The organism is Pseudomonas sp. P135, from assembly GCF_020312125.1.
Lineage (GTDB): Bacteria > Pseudomonadota > Gammaproteobacteria > Pseudomonadales > Pseudomonadaceae > Aquipseudomonas > Aquipseudomonas fragariae.
Genome location: NZ_JAGPYR010000020.1, coordinates 95,439 through 107,132, shown reverse-complemented (window position 1 = coordinate 107,132; position 11,694 = coordinate 95,439). Strand labels below are relative to the sequence as shown.

Sequence of the window (11,694 nt, the reverse complement as noted above, 5' to 3'; positions counted from 1 at the left end):
ACTATTGATCTACAAGGCTTTTTCGTTTCCGTCTGCGCCGGAAGTGGGGCGAATTATAGACACCTCAGCGAGGGCGTCAACCGTTAATTTGAACTTTCTTCAGAAACCAGCGTAACGCGCCCAAAAGCCTTCTTGCCGGCCTGGCAAACATGGGTCGCACCCAGCTTGAATACAAAGCTGCGATCCACCACCTCACCATCTATACGTACACCGCCAGAAGCCAGCAGATCACGAGCGACTGCTGCGTTCTTTACCAGGCCAGCTTTATTAAGGACCGCAGAGATCGGCATGTCCTCGGCAGCAGCCACCGATAGCTCCGGCAGATCATCCGGCAGCTCGCCTTCCTTCATACGGTTACCCGCAGAGCGATGCGCATTGGCCGCAGCTTCCTCGCCATGGAAACGCGCGACCAGCTCTTCGGCCAGCTTGATCTTGATGTCGCGAGGGTTGGCACCCGCTTCGCAATCAGCCTTCAAGCCGTCGATCTCTTCCATCGAGCGGAAGCTCAGCAGCTCGAAGTAGCGCCACATCAGGGAATCAGGAATCGACACCAGCTTGCTATACATAATGCCCGGCGCTTCTTGAATGCCAACGTAGTTGCCCAGTGACTTGGACATCTTCTTCACGCCATCCAGACCTTCCAGCAACGGCATGGTCAGGATGCATTGCGGCTCCTGCCCATAAACGCGCTGAAGCTCGCGCCCCATCAGCAGATTGAATTTCTGATCGGTACCGCCCAGCTCGACGTCGGCCTTCAAGGCCACGGAGTCATAGCCCTGCACCAGCGGGTACAGGAATTCGTGAATGGCAATGGACTGATTGCTTTTATAGCGCTTGTCGAAATCATCACGCTCGAGCATCCGCGCGACCGTGTACTGCGAAGACAAGCGAATGAAGTCAGCCGGACTCAACTGATCTATCCAGGTCGAGTTGAACGCGACTTCGGTCTTGGCCGGATCGAGAATCTTGAAGACCTGAGACTTGTAGGTTTCGGCGTAGTCGAGAACCTGCTCACGGGTGAGCGGCGGACGCGTGGCGCTTTTACCGCTCGGGTCGCCGATCATGCCGGTGAAATCACCGATGAGGAAGATGATCTGATGCCCCAGATCCTGGAACTGCCGCAGCTTGTTAATAAGCACGGTGTGCCCAAGGTGCAGATCGGGCGCCGTCGGATCGAAACCAGCCTTGATACGCAGTGGCTGGCCACGCTTCAGCTTCTCGACCAGCTCGGCCTCGACCAGGAGTTCATCTGCACCGCGCTTGATCAGCGCCAGCTGCTCTTCAACCGACTTCATTACAGCCCCTAATTCAAAGGGAACCAACCTTACAAGATCAGAGCCCAATTACAAGTTTTGCCCAGCGTTTGCCTGCGAATCAGTGACTGATACGCGGGAAGGGTTGCTTCGAGCAGGTTTTGGTTATATTTTATACAGTTATTTAATCTTCATCATGTCATTCATCTTTTCCATTTCACCTTTTTCAAAGTCAAATTACCTATGAAAGACACACCGCCTAAAGCGCCCCCGCTTTATCCGAAGAGTCACCTGCTCGCTGCAAGCGGCATCGCCGCGTTGTTGAGCCTGGCTCTCCTGGTTTTTCCATCCAGCGATGTCGAAGCCAAACGAACGAACATTCCCCTCGATCTGGAGGCACCGGATCAGGACGTACAAGACCAAGACGCTCAACAAGCCACTCAAGCCACACCTGAAACCACCGAATCGCCATTTGCCCAGATCGACAACGCCGACGATCAGGCTCAGGACACCGCCAACGCACAGCCTCAGGCAGAGACTACCGCGCCAGCCGCTGCGAAAGATCCTGCCCACAGGGAGGTCACCGTCAGCAAGGGCGACACGCTGTCGACCCTGTTCGAAAAAGTCGGGCTACCCGCCGCCACCGTTCATGAAGTACTGGCCAGCGACAAGCAGGCCAAGCAGTTCAGCAAGCTGCAGAACGGACAGACCCTGCAGTTCGAGCTGACGCCGGATGGCCAGCTCAAGCAATTGCACACAAAACTCAGCGAAGTCGAGTCCATCAGCCTGTCGAAGACAGCAACTGGTGGTTACGCATTCAATCGCGAGATCAGCAAGCCCAACGTGCGTAACGCCTACGTACACGGGGTGATCAACAGCTCCCTGTCGCAGTCCGCGCAACGTGCCGGCCTGACTCATAGCATGACGATGGACATGGCCAACATCTTTGGCTACGACATCGACTTCGCGCAGGACATCCGCAAGGGTGACGAATTCGATGTGGTATACGAACAGAAAGTGGTCAACGGCAAGAGCGTAGGCACAGGGAATATCCTGTCCGCCCGCTTCACTAACCGGGGCAAGACCTACACCGCCGTTCGCTACACCAACAAGCAGGGCAATACCAATTACTACACGGCTGACGGCAACAGCATGCGCAAGGCCTTCATCCGTACCCCGGTCGACTTCGCCCGCATCAGCTCGATGTTCTCGATGGGCCGCAAGCACCCGATCCTCAACAAGATCCGCGCCCACAAAGGTGTGGACTATGCAGCGCCACGCGGTACGCCGATCAAGGCCACCGGCGACGGCAAGGTCCTGCTCGCCGGCCGCCGTGGCGGATACGGCAATACCGTCATCATTCAGCACGGCGACACCTACCGTACGCTGTATGGTCACATGCAGGGCTTCGCCAAAGGCATACAGACCGGCGGCACTGTCAAGCAAGGTCAGGTTATCGGCTATATTGGAACTACCGGGCTGTCCACAGGCCCGCACTTGCACTACGAGTTCCAGGTCAATGGCGTTCACGTAGACCCATTGGGCCAAAAGCTTCCGATGGCGGATCCGATCGCCAAATCCGAAAAACAGCGGTTCATGCAGCAAAGCCAGCCGTTGATGGCCCGCATGGATCAGGAAAAAGCCACCACGCTGGCCTCGAATAAAAGGTAATCCATGGACTTCTTCTATATAGGTGTGATGTCCGGCAGCAGTCTCGATGGGATTGATATCGCCCTTTTGAAGCAGGATGACCGATCAAGGCTTCTGGCTACTCACTACATCCCCATGCCGGAAGACCTGCATGCCGAGCTGCTGGGGCTTTGCTCCAGCGGCGCGGATGAGCTTGCGCGTGCGGCCATTGCGGAGCAAAAGTGGTGCAGGCTGGTCGCACAGGGCGTACAGACCTTGCTGCAAGATCAAAACATGGTGCCCGCTCAGATTCGCGCCATTGGCAGCCACGGCCAGACTATTCGTCATGAGCCATCGCGCGGCTACAGCATTCAGATCGGCAACCCTGCGCTGCTGGCAGAGCTGACTGAAATTACCGTGGTCAGCGACTTCCGCCGCCGCGACATCGCAGCAGGCGGCCAGGGCGCCCCCCTGGTGCCGGCTTTCCACGAAGCGTTGTTCGACGACAACAAGGATCATCGCGCCGTGTTGAACATCGGCGGGTTCAGTAACCTGAGCCTGATCGAGTCGGATCGTCCGGTCGAAGGCTTCGACTGCGGCCCCGGTAACGTACTGCTCGATGCGTGGATATCTTCACAGCTCCATGAAAGCTACGACAAGGATGGCGCATGGTCGGCGAGCGGCAAGGTTGATTCTGCGCTGCTCGAGAAACTGCTCAGCGATCAGTTTTTCCTCACCAAGGGCCCCAAGAGTACAGGCCGGGAAGTGTTCAACCTGGGCTGGGTTAAACACCATCTGTTCCAGTCGAAAACACTGGCTCCAGAAGATGTGCAGGCCACTCTGCTGGAACTGACAGCATTGACGATCACCGATTCCCTGAAATCTGCACAACCGATTACCCGGGAGCTTCTGGTCTGTGGTGGCGGTGCGCATAACAAGGCGCTGATGAAACGCCTTGCAGAGCTGTTGCCCGATACAGAGGTCAGCAGTACCGAGAAGTTCGGCGTAAACCCTGACTGGGTTGAGGCAATGGCGTTTGCCTGGCTGGCCCATTGCTGCCTCGAAGGCGTTCCGGCCAATCGTCCGACGGTGACCGGCGCCAAAGGCAGGCGCGTTCTGGGCGCGATCTACCCCGCCTGACGCGATGCCGCAATGCAAAACGCCGCTCAATGAGCGGCGTTTTTGTTTACAGCAAGCTTCGATCAGATCGAGAACGAGGAGCCACAGCCACAGGTTGTGGAGGCATTCGGGTTCTTGATCACGAATCGCGACCCTTCAAGCCCTTCCTGATAATCGACTTCTGCGCCGGCCAGGTACTGAAAGCTCATCGGATCGACAACCAGGCTTACGCCCTCGCGCTCGACGATGGTGTCATCGTCTGCCACATCTTCATCGAAAGTAAAACCGTACTGAAAACCTGAGCAACCGCCACCTGTAACGAATACACGCAGTTTGAGACGATCATTGCCCTCTTCGTCGACCAGGGTTTTCACCTTGTGCGCAGCATTTGGAGTGAACTCCAAAGCGGTAGGCGTGAAGGATTCGACACTCATGTCTGATATCTCCCGGCGTTAGCCGTCGTAATGCGTAATGACGGCATTATCCGCTTCTCCTAGAAAATCGGTCAACTATTTGATCGGGAGCGGCTACAAGCTACAAGCTACAAGCTACAAGCTACAAGCTACAAGCTACAAGCTACAAGCTACAAGCTACAAGCTACAAGCTACAAGAGCGTGGTCGGCCCGCCTTTGCCTTGCAACTTGAAGCTTGCCGCTTGAAGCTCAAAGCTGCCTCCCTCAGGGCATCATCCCCGCATGAGACAACCCGGCGCGCTCATCGAGGCCAAACAGGATGTTCATGTTCTGCACCGCCTGACCCGACGCACCTTTGACCAGGTTGTCGATCACCGAAAGCACGACGACCAGATCGCCGCCCTGCGGACGATGCACCGCGATGCGGCACACGTTGGCGCCACGCACACTGCGGGTTTCGGGATGGCTGCCCGCTGGCATCACATCCACGAATGGCTCGTCGGCGTAGCGTTTCTCGAACAGTGCCTGCAGGTCCACCGAGCGATCAGCGACCGTTGCATAGAGCGTGGAGTGAATGCCACGAATCATCGGCACCAGGTGTGGCACGAACGTCAGGCCGATGTCGCCACCGGCAGCGCGACGCAGCCCCTGGGTGATTTCAGGCAGGTGGCGGTGGCCCTTCACAGCGTAGGCCTTGAAGCTTTCATTGGCTTCCGAGTACAGCGAACCGATATTCAGACCACGGCCCGCACCGCTCACGCCGGATTTGCAGTCGGCAATCAGACGAGTGTTATCGGCAATACCGGCTTCAAGCAGCGGCAGGAAACCCAACTGGGTAGCGGTGGGATAGCAACCCGGTACGGCGATGAGTCGCGCGTTCCTGATCTGTTCGCGGTTGACTTCCGGCAGCCCGTACACCGCATCCTCCAACAACTGAGGAGCACCATGAGGCTGGCCGTACCACTTGGCCCACTCGACCGGATCCTGCAGACGGAAGTCGGCAGACAGGTCGATCACTTTGGTGCCTGCCGCGAGCAATTCACCAGCCAGGGCATGGGCTACACCGTGCGGCGTGGCGAAGAACACCACATCACAGGCGCCCAGGGTTTTCACGTCAGGCACGCTGAACGCGAGGCCGTCGTAGTGCCCGCGCAGGTTCGGATACATGTCGGCGACTGGCATGCCGGCCTCCGAGCGCGAGGTAATGACCACTACTTCTGCCTGCGGATGCTGTGCCAACAGACGCAGCAGCTCGACCCCGGTGTAACCCGTGCCGCCGACGATACCGACCTTGACCATAACCTGCCCTCAACGAAACAACTGGAAAGCGGTCGATAATAGGAGCCTATCGCCTCTGCGACAACCGACAACGTGACGTATGGGCGCACAAGACACTACTATTCGGCCACCGTGAACCTGGGAATAATCAAAAATGCTCTATCTATGGATAAAGGCGCTTCATGTCATTTCAATGGTCTGCTGGTTTGCAGCCCTGTTCTATCTGCCAAGACTGTTCGTCTATCACTCGATGAGTGAGGACACGGTCAGCCGCGAGCGTTTCATCGTCATGGAGCGCAAGCTGTACCGTGGCATCATGACCCCGGCAATGATCGCAACGCTGGTCTTCGGCGGCTGGCTGATCAGCTTCGACCCCAGCGGTTATTTCAGTCAGGGCTGGATGCACGCCAAGCTCGCACTGGTTGTCCTGCTGATCGGCTATCACCACGTCTGCGGTGCACAGGTCAAACGCTTTGCCCGTGGCGAAAATGGCCGCAGCCACGTGTTTTATCGATGGTTCAATGAAATCCCGGTACTGATCCTGATCGCTATCGTCATTCTGGTTATCGTCAAACCCTTCTGACTTCAATCATCAGTAACGCGACAGGGCGCCCTGTCTCAGACAGGCGCCCGGCATTGTTTTCCATTTAAAGACAAGGAAGCCCCGTATGGCCGATTCACACTTCAAGATTGTATTTGAAGGGCAGGTGCGTGAAGGCGTCGAGCTCGACACCGCAAAGGCCAACCTGGCGGGGCTGTTCAAAAGCGAACCGTCTGCAGTGCAGAAGCTGTTCAGCGGTCAACCCGTCGCGCTCAAGCGCGGGATCACTTATCAGGATGCGGAACGCTACCTGAAGGCGCTGGACGATGCGGGCGTCGAAGCACGTATCGAACCTGACGTTGAAATCAGCCTGAGTCTGGATGAAGTCGTCAGCCAGCCCTCCCCCAAACCCGCGCATCTGGAAATATCGCCCTACGCACCGCCCAAGGCACAGGTCGGCGCTGATCAGCCCGGTCATTCGACGCTGAAGGTCTTGAGTATCCATGGGCGTATCGGGCGCTTGCGCTATCTGGCGTGGAGCATGGTCCTGAGTGCCGCGACGCTGGTGCTGGTAGGTGTGTGCCTGCTGGTCATGAACGGTTCGCTGGTCGCCGGCGGCCTGCTGATGGCGGTGGTGCTCGTCGTGTTCGCTGTCATAGGTGCGCAGATCGGCGTTCAGCGGCTGCACGATCTGGGTTGGTCGGGCTGGCTTCTGCTGCTGACCATGGTGCCGTTCGTAGGCAGCGTCTTCCCGTTTCTGATGATCCTGCTGCCTGGAACGAAAGGCCCCAACGCTTTCGGCCCGCCGCCGCCACCGAATTCCCGAGGCGTGAAGACCCTGGCCATTCTGTGGGTGTTACTGATCCCGATTGTCCTGATCGGACTCACCGCCGGCGGCGCAGGCATGCTGCGTGATGAGCTGGAATTGCAGACCGACGAATACGAGCAATCGCTCCCTTACGACGACGAAGAAAGCCGTGACAGTGCCTTGACCGCGCCAGCGGATGTCAACATAGAGCCCGAAGAACAAAGCGACAAGTAATAGACTGCTCACGGTTCGGCAGACTGCCGGTCGCAACACGCTCAATGGAGAAATGCATGACCCGTTACGCCCTGATCACCGGCGCGTCCAGCGGCATAGGCCTGGCGATGGCCGAAGCGCTGGCACGTCGCGGTCGCAACCTGATCCTGGTCGCCCGCCAGCGCGACCTGCTGGAAACAATTGCACTGGAATTGACTCAGCGTTTTGGCGTGGAAGTGCTGTTTCGAGCCTGCGATCTGGGCGAGCCGCTGAGACTCTCGGGCTTTCTGCTGGAACTGGAAGACGGCGCCCATCAGATCGATCTGCTGGTCAACGCTGCGGGCATCGGCACCTGCGGACCTTTTCTGGCTCAGGACTGGAGTGCAGAGCAGGACCTGATCGATCTGAACATTCTGGCCCTCACGCGCCTGTGCCACACGGTCGGCAACCTGATGGCCATTCAGGGCGGCGGCCAGATACTCAACATCGCCTCGGTGGCGGCATTCCAGCCCGGGCCATGGATGAGCACCTACTATGCAAGCAAGGCGTATGTGCTGCATTTTTCCGAAGGGCTGCGCGAGGAAGTGAAGAAAGCCGGCGTAAAGGTCTCGGTGCTGTGCCCCGGCCCGACCAGGACGGCTTTTTTTCGCACCGCGCAGTTGCAGGTCAATGTGGATAACCTGATGAGCCCCGAAGAAGTGGCGCTGTATACCGTTCGCGCGCTGACAAAAAACCGCGCAGTGATCACTCCCGGTTTCGGTAACCGGCTGTGGACGCTTAGCCCGCGCCTGGTTTCACGCTGGCTGGCCCGCCAGATCAGCGGCTACATCAACAAGAAATACTGCCCGCGCTGACCGACAAACGGCTGGGCGAGCCGCGTCTTGCTCAGTACACTCGGACGCGCTGAAGCACAGCGATACCCTGTGACGACCATCAACCGACAAGGAGCAAACGGCTGTGGACACTTTGTTTACCAAGATCATCAATCGGGAAATCCCGGCGAAGATCATCTATGAAGATGATCAGGTACTGGCCTTTCACGACATCGCCCCACAGGCACCCGTGCATTTTCTGGTTATCCCGAAAAAGCCCATTCGCACCCTGAACGATCTGACCGAGGAAGACAAAGGCCTGGCCGGACATATTCTGTTCACGGCGCAGCGTCTGGCCCTCGAGCTGGGCTGCGAAGAAGGCTTCCGCGTGGTGATGAACTGCAATGAGCTGGGCGGGCAGACCGTCTACCACATTCACATGCATGTACTTGGTCAGCGCCAGATGAACTGGCCACCGGGCTGAGCCAGCGTTTTCGGGCTTCCCGGCCGACCAGCGTGTGTGATCAGCGCTGGTCGGACGACACAAGCCCTGCCCGCTCCGGCCGATTGGGGTAAACTGCCCGCATGATCTTCCGGAGGTGCCCATGGCTACCGAACGTCAATACTCCCCCCTCGACCGTCTGTTACTGCAAGCCGACAGCGCGATGCGCACATTGCTACCGTCCAGCGCGCACTCGCAGCGCCCTTCCCCCGCCGTTGTTCAGCCCGAGCACAAGATGAGCGAAGCCGACACGCGCCACGTCGCGGGCCTGATGCGCATCAACCATACCGGCGAAGTCTGCGCCCAGGCGCTTTATCAGGGCCAGGCGCTGACGGCAAAGCTGCCCAAGGTGCGCAAGGCGATGGAGCGTGCGGCTGAAGAAGAAATCGATCATCTGGTCTGGTGCGAACAGCGCATTCATCAGCTTGGCAGCCATACCAGTGTGCTGAACCCGCTGTTCTACAGCCTGTCCTTCGGGATGGGCGCAGTAGCCGGCGTTATCAGCGACCGGGTCAGCCTGGGGTTCGTCGCGGCGACCGAAGATCAGGTCTGCAAGCACCTGGCTGAACATCTGGAGCAACTGCCGACCGAAGACGGCAAGTCCCGGGCTATCCTGCAACAGATGCTCAGCGATGAAGAGCACCACGCTGAATCCGCACTGGAGGCAGGCGGTTTTCGCTTCCCGGCACCGGTCAAGTTCGGCATGAGTGTGCTGGCCAAGGTCATGACCAAGTCGACTTATCGCATCTGACAACACGTATACAACACCCATAAAAAAGGCGCCTGCATCAGGCGCCTTTTTAATGTCCGGAATCCGGGTTTATACGGCGACGTTGCGGCCGTAGAAGATTTCCAGCATTTCGTGTTTGACCTTGGCGGTCACTTGCTCGCGCTGCTCGGGAGACAAGTTGCTGGTGGCGTCGCCAAACAGGTAGTTGTCCAGTTCGAACTGCTTGAGCAGCATCTTGGTGTGGAACAGGTTTTCCTGATACACGTTCACGTCGGTCATCTGGTAACCGTTGCGCGTGTCTTCGGACAGGTAGTTCTGGATCGAGTTGATCTCGTGGTCGATGAAGTGCTTCTTGCCTTCCACGTCACGGGTAAAGCCGCGCACGCGATAATCGACGGTCACGATATCCGACTCGAATTTATGAATCAGGTAGTTCAACGCCTTGAGCGGTGAAATAACGCCACAGGTCGACACATCGATATCCACGCGGAACGTGGCAATACCGTCAACCGGGTGAATTTCCGGGTAGGTGTGGACCGTGATATGGCTCTTGTCCAGGTGCGCCAGGATGGTTTCCGGCAGTGGACCTGGCGACTCTTCGATCTGGCTTTCGGTAGGCGTCACCGGCTGCTCCGAGATCAGAATGGTCACACTGGCACCTTGTGGATCGTAATCCTGACGCGCAATGTTCAGGATGTTGGCACCAATGATATCGACAACATCAGTCAGAATCCGCGTCAGGCGTTCTGCGTCGTACACACTGTTGATGTACTCGACATACGCCTGCTGGTCCTGCGGGGTTTCCGCATAGCAGATGTCATAAATGTTGAAGCTCAAGGTCTTTGTCAGGTTATTGAACCCGTGGAGCTTGAGTTTGCTTTTCACCGTTAAAAACTCTCTATATGGGTGCGGCGCCAGCCGCGTGATCAAGCATGCCCGTCAGGTGAGCCCGGCTCATCTGCGTAGGACGGTTAACACCTCTTCGCGTTGGCGATTTTGGTTGTCTGTTCGGACCGGCAGCAGAAAACCAATACATGCTGCGCCCGTAAAAAGTGGCGCATTATGCAGACGTCCGAAGCCGTCTGCCAGAGTGTGCGCCGTTTTTATGATCGTTGGATGTCTGGCGTTCAGCCCAGTTCGACAATTTCATAATCGTGAGTGATCTTCACACCCGCGTTGCCGAGCATGATCGAGGCCGAGCAATACTTCTCTGCGGACAGTTCGATCGCCCGCTTGACCTGCGCCTCTTTCAACCCTCGTCCCTTGACGACGAAGTGCAGATGGATCTTGGTGAACACTTTCGGGTCTTCATCGGCACGTTCGGCTTCCAGAAACGCCTCGCAGCTTTCCACGGGTTGGCGCGACTTCTTCAAAATGCTCACAACGTCAAAGTTGCTGCAGCCACCCAGCCCGATCAAGACCATTTCCATCGGGCGTACACCCAGGTTGCGACCACCGCTTTCCGGCGGACCATCCATTACCACCACATGACCACTGCCGGATTCGCCGAGGAACATGGCTTCGCCAGCCCATTGGATGCGTGCCTTCATCGCCAAGACTCCACTGTAAAAAAGGGGTCGCCAGCTTAGCACAGGGCCAAAAGCCGCCCGGAAGAAATGCCTTTTGTAGGAAATGCGTAGGAATGTTCGCAAATAGCTTCCTACACGTCTGGAAAAGCTGGCGAGAATAAAGGCGCAGCCGATACCTATAGGTATGCCATTTGGCCATACACCTTATTTCGGAAGCCTCGCATGGTCGCAATAACCTTTACGCCCAAAGCAAACAGTCTGGACAAGCTGCTGCCCCATGCAGAACGCCGCCGCTGCCCCGCGAAAACCAACATCATCAATGCTGGTGAGCGTTCCGAGTCGTTGTTTCTGATCCTCAAGGGATCAGTCACGGTTTTGATCGAAGACGACGAGCGCCGGGAGATGATCGTCGCCTATCTCAACAGCGGGGACTTCTTCGGCGAACTGGGTCTGTTCGAGCAAGCGGGAAAGGAGTCCGTACGCAGCGCCTGGGTGCGGGCCAAGACCGAATGCGAAGTGGCCGAGATTTCATATGACTCGTTCCGCGAGCTGACCAGGCAAGAGCCGGAAATTCTGTATGCGCTCGGCAGCCAGATGGCCGAGCGCCTGCGCAATACAACGCGCAAGGTCGGTGATCTGGCGTTTCTCGATGTCACCGGGCGAGTGGCTCGCACGTTGCTCGAGTTGTGCAAGCAGCCGGATGCAATGACTCACCCGGACGGCATGCAGATCAAGATTACCCGCCAGGAAATCGGACGCATCGTCGGCTGTTCGAGGGAAATGGTCGGACGCGTGCTCAAGGCCCTTGAAGAACAGAGCCTGGTCAACGTCAAAGGCAAGACCATGGTGGTCTTCGGGACACGCTGA

Annotated in this window: 13 protein-coding genes; 8 read left to right on the top strand and 5 right to left on the bottom strand. The window is 57.5% G+C overall.

Going from position 1 to position 11,694, the window contains the following annotated elements:
* Positions 1 to 83: 83 nt before the first annotated feature.
* Positions 84 to 1,295 carry a tyrosine--tRNA ligase gene (tyrS, locus tag KBY08_RS22975; protein ID WP_225651267.1) on the bottom strand — a complete coding sequence of 404 codons (1,212 nt, stop codon included), beginning with the start codon at positions 1,293 to 1,295 and terminating at the stop codon, positions 84 to 86.
* A 201-nt stretch (positions 1,296 to 1,496) separates the two neighbouring features.
* Here tyrS and KBY08_RS22970 point away from each other — a divergent pair, with 201 nt between their 5' ends.
* Together KBY08_RS22970 and KBY08_RS22965 are read left to right on the top strand one after the other, a co-directional pair.
* Entirely contained in the window at positions 1,497 to 2,924 is a 1,428-nt protein-coding gene (locus KBY08_RS22970) for a peptidoglycan DD-metalloendopeptidase family protein (protein WP_003401947.1), read from the top strand.
* Between the two features lie 3 nt (positions 2,925 to 2,927).
* Positions 2,928 to 4,022 (top strand): anhydro-N-acetylmuramic acid kinase, encoded by a 1,095-nt coding sequence (locus KBY08_RS22965; protein WP_003401948.1) that lies wholly within the window; start codon positions 2,928 to 2,930, stop codon positions 4,020 to 4,022.
* 62 nt (positions 4,023 to 4,084) lie between these two features.
* On the opposite strand, the gene erpA is transcribed toward KBY08_RS22965, so the two are convergent.
* Both erpA and argC read right to left on the bottom strand, forming a co-directional pair.
* Positions 4,085 to 4,435: an iron-sulfur cluster insertion protein ErpA gene (gene erpA, locus KBY08_RS22960; protein ID WP_002551953.1), complete on the bottom strand. Its 351-nt coding sequence runs from the start codon at positions 4,433 to 4,435 to the stop codon at positions 4,085 to 4,087.
* A 243-nt stretch (positions 4,436 to 4,678) separates the two neighbouring features.
* The gene (gene argC / locus KBY08_RS22955; RefSeq protein WP_011269099.1) at positions 4,679 to 5,713 is read right to left on the bottom strand and encodes an N-acetyl-gamma-glutamyl-phosphate reductase; all 1,035 of its coding nucleotides are present in this window, start codon (positions 5,711 to 5,713) and stop codon (positions 4,679 to 4,681) included.
* Positions 5,714 to 5,846: 133 nt separating this feature from the next.
* Between argC and hemJ the strand changes: the two genes are divergently transcribed.
* The 5 genes from hemJ (at position 5,847) to coq7 (ending at position 9,319) form a co-directional block, all read left to right on the top strand.
* Complete coding sequence (hemJ, locus tag KBY08_RS22950; protein WP_003401951.1) at positions 5,847 to 6,275, top strand: protoporphyrinogen oxidase HemJ; 429 nt, start codon at positions 5,847 to 5,849, stop codon at positions 6,273 to 6,275.
* Positions 6,276 to 6,360: 85 nt separating this feature from the next.
* Positions 6,361 to 7,275, top strand: a complete 915-nt coding sequence (locus tag KBY08_RS22945) for a DUF805 domain-containing protein (RefSeq protein WP_003401952.1) — start codon at positions 6,361 to 6,363, stop codon at positions 7,273 to 7,275.
* Between the two features lie 56 nt (positions 7,276 to 7,331).
* Entirely contained in the window at positions 7,332 to 8,108 is a 777-nt protein-coding gene (locus tag KBY08_RS22940) for an SDR family NAD(P)-dependent oxidoreductase (RefSeq protein WP_024659392.1), read from the top strand.
* A gap of 103 nt (positions 8,109 to 8,211) precedes the next feature.
* Positions 8,212 to 8,550: a histidine triad nucleotide-binding protein gene (locus KBY08_RS22935; RefSeq protein ID WP_003316306.1), complete on the top strand. Its 339-nt coding sequence runs from the start codon at positions 8,212 to 8,214 to the stop codon at positions 8,548 to 8,550.
* A 121-nt stretch (positions 8,551 to 8,671) separates the two neighbouring features.
* Positions 8,672 to 9,319, top strand: a complete 648-nt coding sequence (gene coq7 / locus KBY08_RS22930; RefSeq protein ID WP_011269103.1) for a 2-polyprenyl-3-methyl-6-methoxy-1,4-benzoquinone monooxygenase — start codon at positions 8,672 to 8,674, stop codon at positions 9,317 to 9,319.
* 69 nt (positions 9,320 to 9,388) lie between these two features.
* Here coq7 and speD read toward each other — a convergent pair whose 3' ends face one another.
* Positions 9,389 to 10,183 carry an adenosylmethionine decarboxylase gene (speD, locus tag KBY08_RS22925; RefSeq protein ID WP_003316303.1) on the bottom strand — a complete coding sequence of 265 codons (795 nt, stop codon included), beginning with the start codon at positions 10,181 to 10,183 and terminating at the stop codon, positions 9,389 to 9,391.
* A gap of 242 nt (positions 10,184 to 10,425) precedes the next feature.
* Positions 10,426 to 10,848, bottom strand: coding sequence for an OsmC family protein (locus KBY08_RS22920; RefSeq protein ID WP_003401957.1), 423 nt, complete (start codon positions 10,846 to 10,848; stop codon positions 10,426 to 10,428).
* A gap of 201 nt (positions 10,849 to 11,049) precedes the next feature.
* Here KBY08_RS22920 and crp point away from each other — a divergent pair, with 201 nt between their 5' ends.
* Positions 11,050 to 11,694, top strand: a complete 645-nt coding sequence (gene crp, locus KBY08_RS22915) for a cAMP-activated global transcriptional regulator CRP (RefSeq protein WP_003401959.1) — start codon at positions 11,050 to 11,052, stop codon at positions 11,692 to 11,694.